The 20140-nt window shown below is 72.0% G+C and carries 18 protein-coding genes; 5 read left to right on the top strand and 13 right to left on the bottom strand.

What is annotated here, in order from left to right:
* Positions 1–30: 30 nt before the first annotated feature.
* The 6 genes from A3Q37_RS24250 to A3Q37_RS24225 all read right to left on the bottom strand — a co-directional run bounded on the left by A3Q37_RS24250 (position 31) and on the right by A3Q37_RS24225 (position 5331).
* On the bottom strand, positions 31–510 hold the full coding sequence (locus A3Q37_RS24250) for an N-acetyltransferase (RefSeq protein ID WP_065487751.1): 480 nt from the start codon (positions 508–510) through the stop codon (positions 31–33).
* 48 nt (positions 511–558) lie between these two features.
* The gene (locus A3Q37_RS24245; protein ID WP_065487750.1) at positions 559–1347 is read right to left on the bottom strand and encodes an SDR family NAD(P)-dependent oxidoreductase; all 789 of its coding nucleotides are present in this window, start codon (positions 1345–1347) and stop codon (positions 559–561) included.
* Positions 1344–2510 carry a serine hydrolase domain-containing protein gene (locus A3Q37_RS24240; protein ID WP_065487815.1) on the bottom strand — a complete coding sequence of 389 codons (1167 nt, stop codon included), beginning with the start codon at positions 2508–2510 and terminating at the stop codon, positions 1344–1346. The genes A3Q37_RS24245 and A3Q37_RS24240 overlap by 4 nt, the downstream gene beginning before the upstream one ends.
* Positions 2511–2712: 202 nt before the next feature.
* Positions 2713–3513: an energy-coupling factor ABC transporter ATP-binding protein gene (locus tag A3Q37_RS24235; protein WP_065487749.1), complete on the bottom strand. Its 801-nt coding sequence runs from the start codon at positions 3511–3513 to the stop codon at positions 2713–2715.
* On the bottom strand, positions 3501–4262 hold the full coding sequence (gene cbiQ / locus A3Q37_RS24230; protein WP_065487748.1) for a cobalt ECF transporter T component CbiQ: 762 nt from the start codon (positions 4260–4262) through the stop codon (positions 3501–3503). Before cbiQ ends, A3Q37_RS24235 begins: the two co-directional genes overlap by 13 nt.
* Position 4263: 1 nt before the next feature.
* Complete coding sequence (locus tag A3Q37_RS24225; RefSeq protein WP_065487747.1) at positions 4264–5331, bottom strand: energy-coupling factor ABC transporter permease; 1068 nt, start codon at positions 5329–5331, stop codon at positions 4264–4266.
* 235 nt (positions 5332–5566) lie between these two features.
* Here A3Q37_RS24225 and A3Q37_RS24220 point away from each other — a divergent pair, with 235 nt between their 5' ends.
* On the top strand, positions 5567–6016 hold the full coding sequence (locus A3Q37_RS24220; protein WP_065487746.1) for an SsgA family sporulation/cell division regulator: 450 nt from the start codon (positions 5567–5569) through the stop codon (positions 6014–6016).
* A gap of 147 nt (positions 6017–6163) precedes the next feature.
* Here A3Q37_RS24220 and A3Q37_RS24215 read toward each other — a convergent pair whose 3' ends face one another.
* Complete coding sequence (locus A3Q37_RS24215) at positions 6164–8389, bottom strand: MMPL family transporter (protein WP_065487745.1); 2226 nt, start codon at positions 8387–8389, stop codon at positions 6164–6166.
* 159 nt (positions 8390–8548) lie between these two features.
* Positions 8549–9121, bottom strand: a complete 573-nt coding sequence (locus A3Q37_RS24210; RefSeq protein WP_032767179.1) for a TetR/AcrR family transcriptional regulator — start codon at positions 9119–9121, stop codon at positions 8549–8551.
* Positions 9122–9291: 170 nt separating this feature from the next.
* Between A3Q37_RS24210 and A3Q37_RS24205 the strand changes: the two genes are divergently transcribed.
* The gene (locus A3Q37_RS24205; RefSeq protein ID WP_065487744.1) at positions 9292–12723 is read left to right on the top strand and encodes a S41 family peptidase; all 3432 of its coding nucleotides are present in this window, start codon (positions 9292–9294) and stop codon (positions 12721–12723) included.
* Positions 12724–12850: 127 nt separating this feature from the next.
* Positions 12851–13960 (top strand): aromatic ring-hydroxylating dioxygenase subunit alpha, encoded by a 1110-nt coding sequence (locus A3Q37_RS24200; RefSeq protein WP_065487743.1) that lies wholly within the window; start codon positions 12851–12853, stop codon positions 13958–13960.
* A 140-nt stretch (positions 13961–14100) separates the two neighbouring features.
* On the opposite strand, the gene A3Q37_RS24195 is transcribed toward A3Q37_RS24200, so the two are convergent.
* From A3Q37_RS24195 to A3Q37_RS24180, 4 genes are all read right to left on the bottom strand, one after another.
* Positions 14101–14295 carry a hypothetical protein gene (locus A3Q37_RS24195; RefSeq protein ID WP_065487742.1) on the bottom strand — a complete coding sequence of 65 codons (195 nt, stop codon included), beginning with the start codon at positions 14293–14295 and terminating at the stop codon, positions 14101–14103.
* A 134-nt stretch (positions 14296–14429) separates the two neighbouring features.
* Positions 14430–15323, bottom strand: a complete 894-nt coding sequence (locus A3Q37_RS24190) for an SDR family oxidoreductase (protein ID WP_065487741.1) — start codon at positions 15321–15323, stop codon at positions 14430–14432.
* Positions 15320–16258, bottom strand: coding sequence for an alpha/beta fold hydrolase (locus tag A3Q37_RS24185; RefSeq protein ID WP_065487740.1), 939 nt, complete (start codon positions 16256–16258; stop codon positions 15320–15322). Before A3Q37_RS24185 ends, A3Q37_RS24190 begins: the two co-directional genes overlap by 4 nt.
* A complete protein-coding gene (locus tag A3Q37_RS24180) occupies positions 16255–17853 on the bottom strand; it encodes an NAD(P)/FAD-dependent oxidoreductase (RefSeq protein WP_065487739.1) in 1599 nt (532 codons plus the stop codon). Before A3Q37_RS24180 ends, A3Q37_RS24185 begins: the two co-directional genes overlap by 4 nt.
* Before the next feature lie 168 nt (positions 17854–18021).
* Here A3Q37_RS24180 and A3Q37_RS24175 point away from each other — a divergent pair, with 168 nt between their 5' ends.
* Complete coding sequence (locus A3Q37_RS24175) at positions 18022–18663, top strand: MerR family transcriptional regulator (protein WP_065487738.1); 642 nt, start codon at positions 18022–18024, stop codon at positions 18661–18663.
* 85 nt (positions 18664–18748) lie between these two features.
* Here A3Q37_RS24175 and A3Q37_RS24170 read toward each other — a convergent pair whose 3' ends face one another.
* Entirely contained in the window at positions 18749–19564 is an 816-nt protein-coding gene (locus A3Q37_RS24170) for an exodeoxyribonuclease III (protein WP_065487737.1), read from the bottom strand.
* 50 nt (positions 19565–19614) lie between these two features.
* Between A3Q37_RS24170 and A3Q37_RS24165 the strand changes: the two genes are divergently transcribed.
* The gene (locus A3Q37_RS24165) at positions 19615–20103 is read left to right on the top strand and encodes a GNAT family N-acetyltransferase (RefSeq protein ID WP_065487736.1); all 489 of its coding nucleotides are present in this window, start codon (positions 19615–19617) and stop codon (positions 20101–20103) included.
* Positions 20104–20140 lie beyond the last annotated feature (37 nt).

The following is a 20140-nucleotide window of genomic DNA, read 5'->3' as shown; positions in this document are numbered from 1 at the left end:
CCGTCGCCTGCCGACCCCCTCAGCCCGCCCCTACTCCTCCTTCGCCCTCCACTCCGCCACGATCTCCCCGTCCTCCTCCACCCCCGTCGGCCGGAAGCCGAGTGCGGTGTACAGGTGGGCGGCCGCCTCGTTCTCCGGGGCGTACGAGAGGCGTACGGCCGTGCTGTCCTCGCGGGCCGACAGCCAGTCCGCCAGGGTGTGTACGGCTGCGCGGCCGATGCCCGTGCCCTGGTGGGCGGCGTCGATCAGCATGCCGCCTATCCAGTGCGAACCGTCCTCGTCCCGGGCCCACATGATGTGGCCGGTCACCTCGTCGCCCGCGAGGACCGCCAGGGAGTTCCAGGTGTCCTCGCGGCTGCTGAGAACGAGGTAGCGGGCGGCCAGGGCGGGGACCCAGTCGCGCTGGTCGTCGCGGGGGGCGCTGTCGGCGACCGCACGCCAGTTGTCCGCGTCCACCTCGTGGAGGGTGACGGGGCGGCCGGTTCTGTCGGTGTGTCCGTGGTTGATCATCCGCGCAGGCTAGACCGCCGGGGCGGCGCCTGACCAGGGGGTTTACCGCTACGCCATCGCCTGCCGCCAGCCCGTGTTCACCGCGACGATCCCGCCGTCCACCCGCAGCGTCGTCCCCGTGATCCACGATGCGTCGGACGAGGCGAGGAAGGCGACCGCCGACGCGATGTCCTCGGGGGTGCCGATCCGGCCCAGCGGGTAGAGGGCCGCCGCCCGGGCCAGCTCCGCGTCGCGGCCCGCCCAGGCGTCGGTGCGGATCGTGCCGGGGGCGACCAGGTTGACCCGGACGCCGCGCGGGCCCGCGTGGCCCGCCAGCGTACGGGTCAGGCTGGCCAGGCCCGCCTTGGCCGCGCTGTACGCGTGGCCGCCGAAGTCCTGTTCGCCGTTGACCGAGCCGATGGTGACGATCGCGCCCCGGCCCGAGGCGACCAGATGCGGCAGGGCGGCGCGGGCGCAGCGGAACGGGCCGGAGAGGGTGATGTCCAGGTCGCGTTCCCACTGCTCGTCCGGCTCGTCCTCGAAAAGTTCGGCGTCCTCGCTCGCCGCGTACGCGTTGTTGACCAGGACGTCGAGCCGGCCGAAGGTCTCGACGGCGTACGCCACCGCCGCCTCCACCGCCGTCCGGTCGGCCACGTCGCAGGCGAGGGAGTCGGCGGTGCCGCCCGCCTCGCGTATCGCCGCCGCCGTCTCCGACGCGCGCTTCGCGTCCAGGTCCGTGACGAGGACCGAGGCCCCTTCCGCCGCCAGGCGGTGGGCCGTTGCCGCGCCGATGCCCTGGCCGGCGGCGGTGATCAGGATGCTGTGGCCGTCGAAACGGGCAGGTGTCACAGGTGTCATAGCGCCGACCGTACTGCCCTGACCAGCGCCTGGGCACGGGGGTCGGCGGTGACTCCCTTCTGGAGGCCGTTGGTGACATAGCCGAGCGCGATGCCGGATTCCGGGTCGGCGAAGCCCAGGGAGCCGCCGCGGCCCGGGTGGCCGAAGGAGCCGGGGCCCAGCAGCGGGGCGGCCGGGCCGTGCAGCATGTAGCCCAGGCCGTAACGGGTGTTGACGACCAGCACCCGGTCCGGGCCCGCCGACTCCTCCGTACGGGCCAGGGTCAGCGTGGCCGGGGCGAACAGCCGGCGGTGGCCGTCGACCGGGCCGATCATCGCGGCGTAGCAGCGGGCCAGGCCCCGGGCGGTCGCGATGCCGCCCGACGCGGGGAGTTCGGCCGCCCGGTAGGCGGGGTCGTTCTCGTCGGGGAACGGGTCGATCGCGCCGAACGCCCGCCGGGTCAGCGACTCCGGGTCGCGGTACGCCTCGACGACGGAGCGTTTGGGGCGTACGCGCAGGGCGCCCGACGCGGCGGCCGCGGCCGGGGGCTCCACGGGGCCGATGCGGCCGATGCGGTGGGCCTCGTCGGCGGGGAGTCCGAACCAGAAGTCCAGGCCGAGCGGGCGGGCGATCTCCTCGGCGATCCAGCGGCCGATGGTGCGGCCCGTGGCACGGCGGACCAGTTCGCCGATCAGCCAGCTGTAGGTCTGGGCGTGGTAGCCGTGGTCGGTGCCGGGCTCCCACTGCGGGCGCTGGGCGGCGACGGCGGCGGGCCCGGAGACCCCGTCGGCGGCCTCGGCGGGGGTGAGGGGGCGGTCCAGGACCGGGACTCCGGCCCGGTGGGCGAGGAGGTCGCGGACGAGGACGCGTTCCTTGCCGTTCGCCGTGAACTCCGGCCAGTACGTGGAGACCGGGGCGTCCAGGTCCACCTGGCCGCGCTGGTGGAGGAGGAGCGGGACGGCGGCGGCGATGCCCTTGCCCGCCGAGCGGACGATCTGGACGGTGTCGACGGCCCACGGTTCGGTGCCGTCGACGTCTCTCGTACCGGCCCACAGGTCGACGACCTTGCGTCCGTGGCGGTAGACGGCGACGGCCGCGCCGCGCTCGCCGCGCTGCTCGAAGTTGCGGACGAAGGCGTCCGCGACCGGTTCGTACCCGGGGGCCACCGTGCCCCGTACGTCCACGGTCACGGCCCTGCCCTCGGTCACGGTCACGTCCCTGGTCGCTGCTGCCTCCATGCCGGATTCCGGTCCCGCGCCGGATTCCGCTTCCGCGCCCGTACCCGTCGTGCTCACTCCCGCGCTCCCGCTCATCCCCCCATGGTGCACGTCCCGGCGGGGTGTTCGGGGAGCGGGTCTCCGTGACCACCGGGCTGTCACCATCTGTTTACGGTGACGGAACGCGGACCGCTCCCGGGTCGAAGCCGAACGGCAGCTCAAGCCGGTGGGAGCGCATCAGCTCCTCGTCGCTCAGCAGGTCCTGCGTACGGTCGTCGGCGGCGATGACGCCCTCGCTGAGGATGACCGCGCGCGGGCAGAGCTCCAGGGCGTACGGCAGATCGTGGGTGACCATCAGCACCGTGACGTCCAAGGACCGCAGGATATCGGCCAGTTCGCGACGGGATGCCGGGTCCAGGTTGGACGAGGGTTCGTCCAGGACGAGGATCTCCGGGTCCATCGCGAGGACGGTGGCCACGGCGACGCGGCGGCGCTGCCCGAAGGAGAGGTGGTGCGGCGGGCGGGCCGCGTACTCCTCCATGCCGACCTGCTTCAGCGCCCGCAGGACGCGTTCCTCCAGCTCCGGTCCGCGCAGTCCGGCGGAGGCGGGCCCGAAGGCGACGTCCTCGCGGACCGTGGGCATGAACAGCTGGTCGTCCGGGTCCTGGAACACGATGCCGACCCGGCGGCGGATCTCGGCCAGATTCCGCTTGGCCACCGGGAGCCCGGCGACCCGGACCGTGCCGGAGCCCGCCTCCAGGATGCCGTTGAGGTGCAGGACGAGCGTGGTCTTGCCCGCGCCGTTGGGGCCGAGGACCGCGACGCGCTCGCCGCGCCCCACGGTCAGATTCACCCCGAAGAGGGCCTGGTGGCCATCGGGGTAGGCGTAGGCGAGGCCGCTGACCTCCAGCGACGGGGCGGCGGTCTCGGCGTCCTTCGGGGAATTCGGGGAATCGGTCACAGGGTCCATCCCAGCAGACAGACCGCGAGCGCGAGCACGGGGAGCGTCGCCGCGTACGCCCATTGGGCCCGGTCCGCCGTCACCTCGTCGATCACCGGCATCGTGCCCGTGTACCCCCGGCTCACCATGGCGAGGTGGACGCGTTCGCCGCGTTCGTAGGAGCGGATGAACAGGGCCCCCGCCGAGGCGGCGAGCACCCGCCACTGCCGTACGCCACGCGCCTCGAAGCCCCGGGAGCGGCGGGCGATCGCCATGCGCCGCATCTCGTCGGTGACGACGTCCCCGTACCGGATCATGAACGAGGCGATCTGTACGAGCAGCGGCGGCAGCTTCAGGCGCTGGAGGCCGAGGAGGACGGCGCGCAGTTCGGTGGTGGAGGCCAGGAGCACCGACGCGGCGACGCCGAGGGTGGCCTTGGCCAGCACGTTCCACGCGCCCCAGAGGCCGGGGACGCTGACGGAGATACCGAGGACGGTCGTCTGCTCGCCCGGCACCACGAACGGCATGAGCAGGGCGAACGCGACGAACGGCGCCTCGACGACGAGCCGTTTCAGCAGGAAGCCGGCGGGGATCCGGGCCACGGCGGCGACGGCGGCCAGCAGCGCCGCGTACAGCGCGAAGGCCCACATCGCCTCGCGCGGGGTGCAGACGACCACGAGCACGAAGCAGAAGACGGCGACGAGTTTGCAGTGCGGGGGCAGGCCGTGGACCGGCGAGTGTCCGTGCCGGTAGAGCTTGTGGGCGTGGCCCGCACCCATGTCAGGCGTTCTCGTGGTCGCGGTCGTGGGACGCTCCGCCGGGCTCTTCCTTACGGCGGCGGACCACCCAGAACACCCCGGTGCCCACGACGACGGTCGCGCTGACGCCGATCACCCCGGCGAGGCCGCCGGAGAGCCGGGCGTTCGCGATGTCGCCGACGCCGTAGTCGGCGAGCGGGGAGTCGGCAGCCCCGTGCTCTTCCGCCTTCTCGTCGAAGCCCTGGTCGGCGGCGACCCGCTCCAGGCCGTCGGGGTTGGCGGAGGCGTAGAAGGAGACGAACCCGGCGAGGAGGAACGCCGAGACCAGGCCGGTGATCCAGAACCCCCGGTTGGAGCGGTGCGCGGCGGCGGGCTCGGGGGCGCGGGTGGCGGCGGGCGCGTCGACCAGTTCGCCGTCGATGCGGAGCTTGAGGGGGGCGGTCAGGCTGCCCTGGACGCCGTGGACGAGGTCGGGGCGTACGGCGAGGACCGCACCGACGGTCAGCGCGGTGATCACCGCCTCGCCGATGCCGATCAGGACGTGGACGCCGACCATGGCCGTGAAGACCTTGCCGATCGGGATGTCGGTGGTGCCGCCGATCCAGTAGAGCAGCGTGAAGACGGCGGCCGACGCGGGTACGGAGACGAGCGCGGCGACGAACGCCGAGGCGGTCGCGGACCGGCGGGTGCGCGGCAGCAGGCCGGTGAGCAGGCGGAACACCGCGTACGCGACGACGACGGTGACCACGCCCATGACGGTGATGTTCACGCCGAGCGCGGTGAGACCGCCGTCCGCGAAGAAGACGCCCTGCAACAACAGGACCACGGACAGACAGAGCACCGCTGTGTAGGGCCCGACAAGGATCGCGGCCAGCGCCCCTCCCATCAGATGGCCGCTGGTACCGGCGGCCACCGGGAAGTTGAGCATCTGCACGGCGAAGATGAAGGCGGCCACCAGACCGGCGAGCGGGGCGGTGCGCTCGTCCAGTTCGCGGCGCGCGCCGCGCAGGCTGACGGCGACCGCGCCGACCGCGAACGCGCCGGCGGCGACGGAGACAGGTGCGTCGATGAATCCATCGGGTACATGCATGTCAGAGACTCCGCTTTCTGAACTTCCGCACGGTGTCCGCGTCCGCTCGGGCACGGACCTGCGGGCGGGGTCATGAACCCATCAATCATAGTGCTCTCTTGCGAACCGTGCGCAAGAGCGGGAGTCCGGCAGCTGAGATGCACCCACGGTCACGGTGCGTACGCGCTCGCCGCGCCACTTCCGCAAAATATGGGACATTAGAGGGCAGAGCTACACATATAGGAGGAGCCGGCCTATGTCCCCTGTGATCGAAGAACACGCACGCGCCCGGCTCATCACCGATGGCCCTCTCACCCGGCCGGTCCCCGTCGATCTGCGCTACGACCCGGCCGACGAGCGGCGCACCGTCCACATAGGGCTGCCCGACGGCACCGACTGGGCGTTCGGCCGCGACCTCCTGGAACGCGGTCTGCGCACACCGATCGAGCGCGGCGCCGTCCGCGTCTGGCCCTGCGGCCGTACGCAGCTGATCGTGGAGCTGCATTCGACGGACGGGGTCGAGGTGTTCCAGTTCGAGATCCGGACGCTGATCCGGTTCCTCGCCCGGACCCGTCGTACGCAGACACCGGCGGCGTCACCGGACGCGGGCGGCGAACCGCGGCCGCCGTCCCGCACCACCCGCCCCGACAAGAACGCCGAGCAGGGCGTCAAGGAGGAGCGGGGCGCCCAGCCGGCCCACGGCTGAACGGCGTCCGCAGATGCGCGGAAAGCCCCCGTGCCGTTCGCACGGGGGCTTTCGCTGTGCCCCGGTCCCCGTCCCCACAGGTAACCGGCGCTTCCGGGGCCCGCGCTCCGCTCAGACGCGGCCCCGGAGTCTCACCGTCCGGACGGGTCAGACGCGGACGAGCTCACGCTCGCCCTCGCCGTCACCGGACCCGGCGGATTCGGACGTGTCGGTCAGCTGCTGCTGGAGCTTCTCGCCCTCCACGTCCACGTTGGGCAGCGCCCGGTCCAGCCAGCGCGGCAGCCACCAGGCCTTGCGGCCGAGCAGGGCCAGGACCGCGGGCACGATCGCCATGCGCACCACGAAGGCATCGAAGAGGACGGCGATGGCGAGCGAGAAGCCGATCATCTTGATCATCTGCTCGCTGGAGCCGATGAAGCCGGCGAAGACCGCCATCATGATCACCGCGGCGGCCGTGACCACCCGTGCGCCGTGCTTGAAGCCGGTCACGATGGCCTGGCCCGGGCTCTCGCCGTGGACGTACGCCTCGCGCATCCGGGTGACGAGGAAGACCTCGTAGTCCATCGCGAGACCGAAGACCACACCGACCATGAAGATCGGCATCATGCTCATGATCGGACCGGTCTGCTCGACGCCGAAGAGCGAGCCGAGCCAGCCCCACTGGAAGACCGCGACGACCGCGCCGAGGGCCGCGACCACCGAGAGCAGGAAGCCCAGGGCCGCCTTCAGCGGGACGAGGACCGAGCGGAAGACCAGCATCAGCAGCAGGAACGCGAGGCCGACGACGAGCGCCAGGTAGGGCACCAGGGCGTCGTTCATCTTCTGCGAGAAGTCGATGTTCATCGCGGTGGCGCCGGTGACCAGGACCTCGGCCCCGGTGTCGGCCTTGATGTTCTTGCCCGCGTCCCGGATGTCGTGGACGACCTCCTCCGTGGCGTGGGAGGACGGCCGGTCCTTCGGGATGACCACGATCGTCGCGGTGTCGTCGGCCTTGTTGAACTGGGCCGGGGCGACGGCGACGACGCCGATGGACTCGATCTCCTCGGAGACCCGGGCGGCGGCGGCCTTGCCGTCGGAGCTGTCCTTCGTGTCGACGACGACCATCAGCGGACCGTTGAACCCGGGGCCGAAGCCGTCCGAGAGCATGTCGTACGCCTGGCGCTGCGTGGTCGACTTCGGCTGGGCGCCGTCGTCGGGCAGGCCCATCTCCAGCGAGGCGGCCGGTACGGCGATGACGCCGAGGCCGAGGACACCGACGAGCATGACCCAGACCGGCTTGCGCAGCACGAACCGCGCCCAGCGGGTGCCCATGTTCGGCTTGGCCTCGGGGCTCTTCTCCGCCTCGGCGGCCTTACGGGCCTTGCGGCCCATGACCCGCTTGCCCGCGAAGCCCAGCAGGGCCGGGACGAGGGTGAGGGCGATGACGACGGCGATCGCGACCGTACCGGCGGCGGCGAAGCCCATCTTCGTCAGCATCGGGATGTTGACGACGGCGAGGCCCACCAGCGCGATGACCACGGTCAGACCGGCGAAGACGACCGCGGACCCGGCCGTGCCGACGGCCCGCCCGGCGGCTTCCTCACGGTCCCGGCCGTCGGCCAGTTCGGCGCGGTAGCGGGAGACGATGAACAGGGCGTAGTCGATGCCGACCGCGAGGCCGATCATCATGGCGAGGGTCGAGGTGGTCGAGCCCAGGTCCAGGACGTTGGCCAGCGCGGTGATCGTCGAGACCCCGATGCCGACCCCGATGAGCGCGGTCAGCAGCGGCAGCCCGGCGGCGACCAGCGAACCGAAGGTGATGACGAGGACGATCGCGGCGATGACGACACCGACGATCTCGGCGGTCCCGGTGTGCGGCATGACCTGGAGGGCGTCGCCGCCGATCTCCACCTTCATGCCGCTCTTCTGCGCCTCCTTGCCCGCGTCCTCCAGGGAGTCCCGGGTCGCGTCGGTCAGCTCCATGGAGTTGACCTGGTAGGAGACGGAGATGTACGCCGTCGAACCGTCCTGGCTCACGGCCTGCGCCAGGAACGGGTCGTCGACCTTGGCGATCTGCGGCGAGCCGGACTCCAGCTCCTTGACGATGCCGGTGATCTCGCGCTTGTTCCCGGCGTCGGTCACCTTCTCGCCCTCGGGGGCCTTGAAGACGACCCGGGCGGTCGCGCCGTCGGCGCTGTTGCCGGGGTTGCGCTCTTCCAGGAGGTCGAAGGCGCGCTGCGCCTCCGTACCGGGGATCGAGAAGGAACTGGAGGTGGCGGTGGACGCGGTGGCCGCACCGATTCCGGCGACCGCCAGCAACGCCACCCAGATGAGGGCGACGAAGCCGCGGCGGCGGAAGGTGAGCCGTCCGAGCTTGTAGAGGAAAGTGGCCACGGGGGCGTACTCCCGGTCAGGTCGTATGAGTGGAAATTGGGCGTGAGGAACCAGCCCGACGACGAGAGCGGCGTGTCAGGTGGAGCTTCGGGGAGAGGGCCGTGCGGGCGGGACGGGCCGTACGCGGGAACGAGCCGTACGGCAGGTCGTGCGGGGACGTCAGACGCCGAGAGCGGGGAGAATCACGGCATCCACGTAATCCATGAGGAACGCCTGGTCGAGCGGGCGGTCCTCGATCAGCTGCCGGGCGGCCAGCGCGCCGACCAGCATGTGCGGGATGTACTTCAGCGCCGGGTTGTCCGGACGCAGCTCGCCCCGGTCCACCGCCCGTTGCAGCAGCTGGTCGAGCCCGGTCATCTCCGGTTCGATCAGCAGCTCGCGCAGGGCCTGGAGCAGCTCGGGGTTCTCGTGGACGGCATGGCTCAGACCCCGCATCAGCGCGGCGTCCTTCTCCATCTGGCAGTCGTCGGTCCGGCTCAGCGCGGCATGGAAGTCACCGCGCAGCGAACCGGTGTCGATGTCCGAAAGGCTCACCGGCTTGTCGTGCCGCAGCGCCTTCACGACCAGCTCGGGCTTGGAGCCCCACTGGCGGTAGAGAGTGGCCTTGCTCGAACGGGTACGGGCGGCGACGGCGTCCATGGTCAGGGCGTCGTAGCCGACCTCGCGGAGCAGGTCGAGGACGGCCTCGTAGAGTTCGCCCTCACGCTCGGGGGTCAGCCTGGTGCGTGCCATGTGCCGACCTCCTTCGCGTTCGTTTCACCTGCCGGCGGCCTCGCTCAGCATCGAACGAAACCGTTTCGTACACCTGAACAGTACCCTCACCCTCCAGCGAAACGAAATCGTTTCGCTTGTGTCGTGCACCACAAGTTGCCCCGGGCCCCGCGCACCGAAAACATTGGGGGGTGAGTGACGACGTCGCGTATCTCCGTTTCCCGCACCTCCACCAGGACTTGCTGTGCTTCGCGGCCGAGGACGACCTCTGGGTCGCCCCCCTCGCCGCCGCCGGGCACCGGCCCGGACGCGCCTGGCGGGTGACCGTCGACCGGACCCGGGTCAGCCATCCGCGCTTCTCGCCCGACGGCACCTCCATCGCGTACACGACCTGGCGGACCCTGGACCCCGAGATCCACCTCGCCCCGGTGGACGGCGGCCCGGCGCGCCGGCTCACCTACTGGGGCTCGACGGACGCCCGGGTCTGCGGCTGGAGCCCCGATCCGGGCGAGGCCTGTCAGATCCTCGCCGTCTCCTCGCACAACCAGCCGTTCTCGTACTTCTCCTGGGCCTACAGCGTCCCCACCGACGGCAGCCCCGGCGGCAGGCTCCCCTGGGGCCCGGTCTCCGACATCGCGGTCGCCGACATCGACGGCGAGCGCCGCACCCTGCTGCTCACCGGCACGCCCCCGCACGAACCGGCCGCCTGGAAGCGTTACCGGGGCGGGGCCATGGGCCGCCTGTGGCTGCACGGCGAGCGGCTGCTCCCGGACATCGACGGGCATCTCGCCAACCCGATGTTCGTCGGCCGCCGCATCGCGTTCCTCTCCGACCACCAGGGCGTCGGCAACCTCTACTCCTGCCGCATGGACGGCACCGACCTGCGCCGCCACACCGACCACGACGCCTTCTACGCCCGCAACGCCTCCAGCGACGGGCACCGGGTGATCTACCAGTGCGCGGGCGAGCTGTGGCTGGTCGAGGACCTGGAGTCGCCCGACGCCACCCCGCGCAAGCTGGAGGTACGCCTCGGGGGCCCGCGCACCGGCCGGCGCGTCCACCAGGTGCCCGCCGCCAGCAACGTCGACTCGCTCTCCGTGGACGAGACGGGCCGGGCCAGCGCCGTCACCGTACGCGGCAGTCTCTACTGGCTCACCCACCGCGACGGCCCCGCCCGCACCATCGCCGACACCCCGGGCGTGCGGGTGCGGCTTCCGGAGATGCTCGGCAGCGGCGGGCAGGTCGCGTACGTCACCGACGCGGAGGGCCCGGACGCGGTCGAGATCGCCTATCTGCCGCGCGCCAGCGGCGACCGGCCGCCGCGCAGGCTGGCCACCGGGCTGCTGGGCCGGGTCCAGGAGATGGTCTCCGACCCGGACGGGAAGCGCCTGGCCATCGCCTCGAACGACGGCCGCCTGCTGCTCCTGGACACCGGCGAGGAGGAGGCGGAGGCGGAGCCCCTGGAAACCCTGGAGCCCGTGGAGCCCGTGGAGCCTGTGGAGCCTGTGGAAAAGGCTCCCAGCGGCTCGACCCGCGCCGACCTGCACGCGGCGACCGGTGCGGCGCCCCCGGACAGCGCCGTGCCGGCCGACGAGCACCCCGGGCTCACCGAGCTGATCCGCTCGGTCAACGGCCCGGTCCGCGATCTGGCCTTCTCCCCCGACGGCGACTGGCTGACCTGGTCGCACCCGGGCGTCGGCCGCTCGCTGCGGCAGATCAAGCTGGCCCGGATCTCCGGCCCCGGCGCCCCGGCGATCGTGGACGTCACCAACGGCCGCTTCGAGGACGAGAACCCGGTCTTCACGGAGGACGGCCGCTATCTGGCGTTCCTGTCCTGGCGCGGCTTCGACCCGGTGTACGACGTCCACACCGGCGACCTGTCCTTCCCGCTCGGCTGCCGCCCGTATCTGGTCCCGCTCTCCTCGGCGACCCCCTCCCCCTTCGCGCTCTCGCCCGACGGACGCCCGGCGGCGGGCGGCCTGGACCCGGTGGACGTGCCGGAAGGAGGCGGTACGTCGGAGGGGTCGACGGTGATGGTGGAGTTCGAGGGGCTGGAGAGCCGGGTGACGCCGTTCCCGGTCTCCGCCTCCAAGTACTCGGCGCTCGCCCCGGTCAGCGGCGGCGGTCTGGTCTGGCTGCGCTGGCCGATCTCGGGCGCGCTGGGCGAGACGTTCGCCAACCCGGCCGACATGTCGGGGCGGCCCACTCTGGAGCACTTCAACATCGCGAAGGCCCGCAGGACCGAACTGGTCGACCACCTCGACTGGTTCGCGGTCAGCGGCGACTGCTCGCGCCTCGTCGTGATGGACGACGGCGAACTGCGCGCCGTCCCCGCCACCGAGCCCGGCGACGGCGACACCACGGTCTACCTCGACCTGCGCCGCATCCTGCACGAGGTCGACCCGGGCGCGGAGTGGCGGCAGGCGTACGGGGAAGCGGGCCGGATCATCCGCGACTACTTCTGGGAACCGGACATGTGCGGCATCGACTGGGACGGGGTGCTGGACCAGTACCGCCCGCTGGTCGAACGGGTCGCGTCCCCCGACGAGTTCGCGGATCTGCTGCGCGAGGTGCTGGGCGAGCTGGGCACCTCGCACGCGTACGTCTCCCCCGCCCGCCGCAACGAGGGCCCGCCGCACTACCAGCGGGCGATCGGCCTGCTCGGCGCCAACCTGGTCTGCCGGGACGGCGCGTGGACGATCCAGCGCATCCTGCCCGGCGACTCCTCGGACTCCAAGGCCCGTTCCCCACTGGCCGGTACGGGGATCAGGGAGGGCGCGGTCCTCACCCATGTCGACGGCCGGCCGGTGGACCCGGTGGCGGGACCGTACCCGCTGCTGACGGCGGCGGGCGGCACCACGGTGGAGCTGACCTTCTCCCCGGCGGGCGGCGGCCCGTCCCGCCGGGTGGCGATCATGCCGCTGGTCGACGAACGCCCGCTGCGCTACCAGGACTGGGTGGCCAAACGCCGTGACGTCGTACGGGAGTTGAGCGGCGGCAAGTGCGGCTATCTGCACATCCCGGACCTGGGCGGCTCCGGCTGGGCCCAGTTCAACCGGGACCTGCGCCTGGAGGTGGCCCGGCCCGCGCTCATCGTGGACGTACGGGGCAACGCGGGCGGCCACATCAGCGAGCTGGTCGTGGAGAAGCTCACCCGCACGATCCTCGGCTGGGACCTGACCCGTAACGCGCAGGCGGTCAGTTACGCCTCCAACGCGCCGCGCGGCCCGGTGGTGGCCCTGGCGGACGAGGCGACCTCCTCTGACGGCGACATGATCACCGCCGCGTTCCGGCTGCTGAAGATGGGGCCGGTGGTGGGCCAGCGCACCTGGGGCGGGGTGGTCGGCATGACCGGCCGCCACCGGCTCGGCGACGGCACGTCGATCACGGTGCCGATGAACGCCGCCTGGTTCGACACGTACGGCTGGTCGGTGGAGAACCACGGTGTGGAGCCGGACGTGGAGGCCCTGCGCACCCCGCTGGACTGGGCGGAGGGCCGGTACGCGGTCCTGGACGACGCGGTCCGCCTGGCGCTGGACCTGCTGGCGGCCCACCCGGCGGCCACGCCACCGTCGTACGACACGGCCCCGAACCTGCGCAGGCCGCCGCTGCCCCCGAGGTGACGGCCGGTCACACCGGCGCGGGGTCCCCCGTGCGGGGAAGGTGAGCACCCGTCCGGGCGTGCCTGCGGGCGCCCGTGCGTGGGCGGCGGACACGATGGAAGGGGCTGCCCACGTACGAGGGAGACGCATGACCGAGAACCGCTCGGACGAGATCGCACGCGGCCGGCCTGGGGAAGCCCCCGGCCCCGCCCCCGCACCGCCCGACCTGCGGCGGATCGGGGCGAACCCCGACTTCTGGTATCCGGTCGCGCTCTCCCGGAGCGTACGGAAGGAGGAGGCGGCCGCAGCCGTGTTCGCCGGGGAGCGCATCGCGCTCTACCGCGCCCGGAGCGGTGCCGTCCACGCGCTGGAGGACCGGTGCGCCCACCGGCAGGTGCCGCTGAGCATGGGCGTCGTGGACGGCGAGACGCTCCGCTGCTGCTACCACGCCTGGGCGTACCGGGGCGACGGCCGTATCTCGCAGATCCCGTACCTCTCCAAGGGCGACGCCCGGCCGCCGCGCGGCGTGCGCGCCTATCCGGTGCGCGAGGCGTACGGCCTGGTGTTCGTCTTCCCGGGCGACCCGGAGAAGGCGGCGGCCACCGCGCTGCCGGACATTCCCGCCTTCGCCTCGCCGCGGTACCGGACGATGACGTTCTCCCGGACCGTGCGCTGCCACTACTCGTTCCTGCACGAGAACCTGCTGGACATGAACCACCAGTTCCTCCACCGGGGCGTGGTCGGCAAGCTCCAGCCGAAGCTGCTGGGGTACGAGAGCGGGCCGGCCTCGGTGGAGGCCCGCTACCTGTTCAGCCACGCCGGGGGCAAGCGCAACCGCAGCGCGAGCCTGCTCGCGGCCGAGGGCCTGGGCGGCCAGCCCTCCAGCGATGTCATGACGATTCGCACCGAGTACCCGTACCAGACGCTGGACCTGGTCCCGGAGAAGGCCGACCACCCGGCGCTGCGCCTCTGGGCGGTGTACGTCCCCGAGGACGCGGAGCAGCGCGTCTGCCACGCGTACGGGCTGCTCATGATCGAGAAGCCGAGGATTCCGGCCGCGCTGAGCGTGGCCTGGCCGTTCATCCGGCACTTCACCGAACGGGTCTTCGCGGAGGACCGCATGGCCGTCGAGGCCGAACAGCGGGCGTGGGACGAACAGGGCGAGGACCGCAACCACGAGGTGTTCTCCCTGATCCTGGACGTCCGCGACGTCCTGCGCGCGAACGGCGTGCCCATTTCCAGCCCGTCCGGCGATTGAGGACATCCTTTAAACCCGCGCCCCGGGGAGGGCGGGCCCGCGCAAAGAAGGAGGCGCACCCGGCAACCCGGGTGCGCCTCCTGACGCGACGCGTACGCACGCGCTGACCGCAGCACGTACGCGTCACACCTCAACGACCGTCAACGGTCAAAACGCTCGCGCGCCTGGTCCGCGGCGTCCTGGGCACGGTCCTTCATGCCCGAGGAGGAGTCCGACCGCTGGTCGCGGGCCTGCTGGCCGCGCTCCTTGGCCTGGTCCTTGCCCTGGCCGGCCTTCTGCTTGGCCTGGTCGGCGAGCTCCTGCGCCTTGTCCTTGAACTGGTCTGCGATACCCATGCTGTTCACTCCTGTGGGATGCGTGGGGGTACATGTGGGGTGGCCCCCTGCGGGGCCGTGCTCAGCGTTGCACGACCCGACATCCCGCGCATTTCGGACCGCTACTCACCGTGAGGAGAGGCCCGCCCGCCCTGCTACGTACGGTCGGCGCGCTCCGCCCGCGCGTCCTGGTCCGCCGCTCCCCCGGCCCCCACCAAACCCTTCGGCACGGTGTGGAGGCGCGGTTCGAAGCGCCGCATCTCGCGCTGTCCGCCGATCGCGATGACCGAGGGCAGATAGCCCCGGACCGACTGCATCCCGCGCAGCCACCACTGGGCGTAGACGTGCGGGGAGCGCCGCGCGATGCCGTCCACGATCCGGTCGACGGCGGGGCCGAGCGGATAGGTGCGATTCATCGGCCACGGCAGCCGCTGCCGCAGCTCGCGCATCACGTCGTCCTGGTCCGCGCCGCGCACCATGTCGGTGTCGGTCCAGGAGAGGTAGCCGACGCCGACCTTGACGCCCTTGTGGCCGACCTCGGCGCGCAGGCTGTGCGCGAACGCCTCGACGCCCGACTTGGACGCGCAGTACGCGGTCATCATCGGGGCCGGGGTCATCGCGGCCAGCGACGCTATCTGGAGGAAGTAGCCCCGGCTCTCCGTCAGCACCGGCAGGAACGCCCGGCCCGTGACCGCGCCGCCGATGAGGTTGACCTCGATGACCCGCCGCCAGGCGGCCGGGTCGGAGTCGGCGAATGGACCGCCCGTGGCGACGCCCGCGTTGGCGACGACCACGTCGACCTTGCCGAAACGTTCCTTGACCTCACGCGCCACCTGGGCCATCGCCTCGTGGTCGGTGACATCGGCGAACCAGTGGTCGCTCTCGCCGTGCAGCCGGCCGGAGACCTGCTTCAGCTCGTCCGGCTCCAGGCCGACGAGCGCGAGGGTCGCCCCGCGTGCGGACAGTTTGCGGGCGAGCAGTTCGCCCACGCCCCGGGCCGCGCCGGTGACGACGACGACCTGCCCCTCCAGATTCCGCTTGCCGCTCATGCGACATCCTCCTTCTCCGCCGTGGCGGCCGCGCCCGTGGCGACGTACCGGGTGACCAGCTCCCTGATTTTCGCCGAAACGGCCTCCGGGGCCTCGACCGGCGTCATGTGTCCCATGCCCGTCAGCTCGGTCAGGCCGAGGCCGACCGGCAGGGCGTCCGCGATGGCCCGCGCGTGGACCGGCGGGGTCAGCCGGTCGTCCGTGCCGGCGATCACCGCGGTCGGCACCCGCAACGCCCGTACGCCGTCGGCGAGATCCAGCTCGGCGAGCACATGGCCCCACTCCACCCGGGCGCGGCGCGGACAGGCGTGCACGATCCGGGCGCAGGCGTCGACCCGGTCCGGGGCCGAACCCCGCCCCATCGTGGCGTACTTGAGGATCTTCCTGGAGACCGGGGTGACCGGCCCGAGGGGGGCCTTCGCGCCCAGTACGGCGGTGGTGAGCCGGGTCCGCAGCGCGCCCGGGCGGAGCGGCAGGACCAGGGCCTCGGCGGTCAGCCGCGTCACTCCGGTGGAGCAGAGCAGCACGGCGGCGGCGTGCTCACGCAGTCCGGGCCGGGCGGCGGCGGCCATCACCGTCATCCCGCCCATGGAGTGCCCGGCGATCACCGCCTTGCGGCCCGGGGCGAGCGTCGCGGCGAGGACCGCTTCGAGGTCGTCGGCCAGGGCGTTCGTGCTGTAGCCGCCGGGGCCCGGCTCGGGGGTGAGACCGTGGCCGCGCTGGTCGTAGGCGATGACGCGGTGGTCGGCGGCCAGGTCGCGGATCTGGGCGTCCCAGAAACGGGTGTTGCAGGTCCAGCCGTGGGCGAGGACGACGGCGGGCGCGTCCTCGGGGCCGTGCAGTTCGACGTGGATCCGCGAACCGTCGGCGGAGCGCGCGGTCAGCTCGGCGGCGGGCACGGGCGGGACGGCGCCGCGGTACGGGAGCCGGCTCATCGTGCGGCCTCCTCGGCGACGGGTCCGGCCTCCGCGGCGGCGGTGACGGTCTCGCGGTCGGTGCGGCCGGGCTGCTCGGGGACGAGCCCGGATCCGGCGGCCCGCCGCTCACCGCCCGCGCCGCCGGCCCGGATGACGTCGTACTCCGCGAGGTCCACCGACCGGGTCTGCCGCCGGAACTCGCCCGTCGTGCCCGGCCAGACGGTGGTGTTACGGCCCGCCTCGTCCAGGTACCAGCTGGTGCAGCCGCCGGTGTTCCACACCGTGCGCTTCATCCGCTGCTGGACCTTGTCGTTCCACGCGGTGACGGAGACGGACCGGGCGTCGAGCGCGGCGCGCCCGCCGAGCACGTTCAACTGGCGGAGGTAGTCGGCCATGTAGTTCAGCTGGGACTCGATCATCAGGATCATCGAGGAGTTCCCGAGGCCCGTGTTGGGGCCGATGATCGTCATCCAGTTGGGGAACCCGGAGGCGGTCGCGCCGCGCAGCGAGTTCATGCCGTCCTTCCAGGTCTCGGCGAGGGTGATGCCCTCCGCTCCGACGACCCGCTCGGCGATCGGCAGGTCCGTCACATGGAAGCCGGTGCCGAAGATGATCGCGTCGACCTCGGCCTCGGTGCCGTCGGCGGCGACGACCGTGGAGCCGCGTATCTCGCTGAGCCCGGAGGCGACGACGTCCACATTGGGCTGGGCGAGCGCCGGGTAGTAGGTGCTGGAGAGCAGGATCCGCTTGCAGCCGATGCGGTAGTCGGGGGTCAGCTTGGCCCGCAGGGCCGGGTCCTTGATGGCCCGCGCCATGTTGGACTTGGCTATCTTCTCCACCAGGCCCAGCTGGTCGGGGTGCTTGGTGAAGGCGCTGACCTGCAACTCCCGTATGCCCCACAGCAGTCCGCGGCGCGCGGTGCCGGTGACGGGGACCGCCCGGTGGAGCGCGCGCTCGGCCTTGCTGATGGTGCGGTCCATGCGCGGCATGACCCAGGGCGGGGTGCGCTGGAAGAGCGTGAGCTTCGCGGTCTTCGGCTGTATCGCGGGGACGATCTGGATCGCGGAGGCGCCGGTGCCGACCATCGCGACGCGCTTGCCGGCCAGGTCGTAGTCGTGGTCCCAGCGCGCGGAGTGGAAGACCTTGCCGGGGAAGGAGTCGAGCCCGGGTATGTCGGGCATCTTGGGGTCGGAGAGCGGACCGGTGGCGGAGACGACGACATCGGCGTGGAGCGTGGTCCCGTTGGCGGACTCGATCACCCAGTACAGGTTCTCCTTGTCCCAGCTCATCAGCTTCACCTCGTGGTTCAGCCGGATGTGCGGGCGGAGCCCGAAGGTGTCGGCGACGCGCTCCAGGTAGGCCCGGATGTGCTCCTGACCGGAGAAGGTGCGCGGCCAGTCCGGATTGGGCGCGAAGGAGAAGGAGTAGAGGTGGGACGGTACGTCGCAGGCGCAGCCGGGATAGCTGTTGTCCCGCCAGGTGCCGCCCACCGAGCCGGCCCGCTCCAGGACGACGAAATCGGTGATGCCTTCGCGGCGCAGCCGGACGGCGGCCCCCAGGCCCCCGAATCCGGTACCGATCACCGCCACACGTACGTGCTCCTGCTGGGCCATGCTGCCGCCTCCCGCGGTACGTCACGCGACTTTGCCAGCAATCACTGGCATGGTTCGGAGAGTAGAGCAGGGTCGTACTGATGGGTAGGGGTCGGACCAAGGAAAGTTACCGGCGGTACAACATAGGGTGCCCCTGTGGCTGAAGGACGCGAGCACCGCGAATACCGCATGGAGGAGCTGGCCAAGGAGGCCGGCATCACCGTGCGGACCCTGCGCTTCTACCGGGAGCGCGGGCTGATCCCGCCGCCGCGCCGCGAGGGCCGGATCGCCTGGTACGACGACCACCACCTGGCCCGGCTGCGCACGATCGCGGGCCTGCTGGAGCGCGGCCACACGCTCAACGGCATCGCCGATCTGGCGGCCACCTTCGAGAGCGGCCGCGATGTCGCCGAGGTGCTGGGCCTGGGCGAACCGACCGAGGAGACCCCGGTCCGGCTCACCCCGGAGCAGCTCGCGGACTACTTCGAGGGCGAGGTCACGCCGGAGAACCTCGCCGCCGCGCTGGACCTCGGCTATCTCGCCACCGACGGGGACGAGATCGTGCACATCAGCCGCCGCCTCCTGGAGGTGTCGGCCGAGCTCGTACGGGAAGGGGTGCCGCTGTCCACGGTGCTCTCCTCGGGCCGCCGCGTCCGCGAGCACGCGGAGGCGCTCGCGGACATCTTCGTACGCGTACTGCATGCCCACACGAAAGAGACCGAACCCGCCCAACTCCGGCCACTTGCGCGCGCGGTGGTGGACGCGGAGCTGTCGATGGCCCTGGACCGGAGGCTGCGCCGCGAGGACGGCACGCAGCCCCCGAAGGCGTAAGCGCGCGACCGGCCCCGAAGGCGTAACCGCACCCGAGAGACCTGGCACCGCCCGGGGGCCCGAGAGACCTGGCGGCCGCCCGGGGCTACCGCTCGTAGACCACCGTGACGGGCGCGTGGTCGCTCCAGCGCTCGCCGTGCGTGGCGGCCCGCTCGACCCAGGCCTTCACCGCGCGCCCGGCCAGCCCCGGGGTGGCCATCTGGTAGTCGATGCGCCAGCCGCTGTCGTTGTCGAAGGCCCGCCCCCGGTAGGACCACCAGCTGTACGGCCCCTCGACATCCGGGTGCAGCGACCGTACGACGTCGACGTACGCGGCCTCCTCCAGGACCCGGGTCAGCCAGGCGCGCTCCTCGGGGAGGAAGCCGGAGCTCTTGCGGTTGGCCTTCCAGTTCTTCAGGTCGGCCTCCTGGTGGGCGATGTTCCAGTCACCGCAGACCACGACCTCGCGGCCGTCCGCCGCCGCCCGCGCCTTCAGACCCTGGAGGTAGGGCAGGAAGGCCGCCATGAAGCGCTCCTTCTCGCCCTGGCGCTCGGTGCCGACCTCGCCGGAGGGCAGATACAGGCTCGCGACCGTGACCCCGGGAAGGTCGATCTCCACATACCGGCCGCTCGTGTCGAACTCCTCCGCCCCCGGGACCCCGTGGCCGCCGAAGCCGATCTGGACCCGCTCGGGGGCGTGCCGCGAGTAGAGCGAGACACCCGCGCGGCCCTTGGCGGCGGCGGGCGCGTGGACGGTGTGCCACCCCTCGGGGGCGCCCACCCCTTCGGGCAGCTGGGCGAGCTCGGCCCGCACTTCCTGGAGGCAGACCACATCGGCGTCGGTCGCCGCCAGCCACTCGACGAAGCCCTTCTTGGCAGCGGCCCGGAGCCCATTAACATTCACAGTGGTAACGGTCAGCATCCCCGAACAGTACCTACTCCACCCCCACGCACAGATATACGATAATCAGCATGCTTATTCATCCTCGGCCCTTCGACCACCCCGACGCCGTCAAACTCAACGATCAGGTGCAGCTCGAATACGCCGAGCGCTACGGCGACGAGGGCGATGTCACACCGCTCGACCCGTCGATGTTCGTACCGCCGCACGGTCTGTATCTGCTCGCCTACGACGAGCAGGACCGCCCGGTGGCGACGGGCGGCTGGCGGACGCAGAACCTCAACGCCGAGGGGTACGAGGACGGCGACGCGGAGATCAAGCGGATGTTCGTGATCCCCGAGGGCCGCGGCCGGGGCCTGGCCCGGCGGATGCTCGCCGCTCTGGAGGAGGACGCCCGGGCCGCGGGCCGGACCAGGATGGTCCTGGAGACCGGCGACCGGCAGCCCGAGGCCGTCGCGCTGTACACCTCGTGCGGTTACACCGTCTGCGACGTGAAGTTCGGCCACTACCGGACGTACGACAGCAGCATCTGCATGGCGAAGCCGCTGCGACAGCCGTAGCAGCCACGGGGACCGCGCGGCCGGTCACGCGTCCCCG

It is taken from the genome of Streptomyces sp. PTY087I2 (genome assembly GCF_001687325.1).
Classification (GTDB): domain Bacteria; phylum Actinomycetota; class Actinomycetes; order Streptomycetales; family Streptomycetaceae; genus Streptomyces.
The sequence above is the reverse complement of the archived record's forward strand: the minus strand, read 5'-3'. Positions and strand labels throughout refer to the sequence as shown.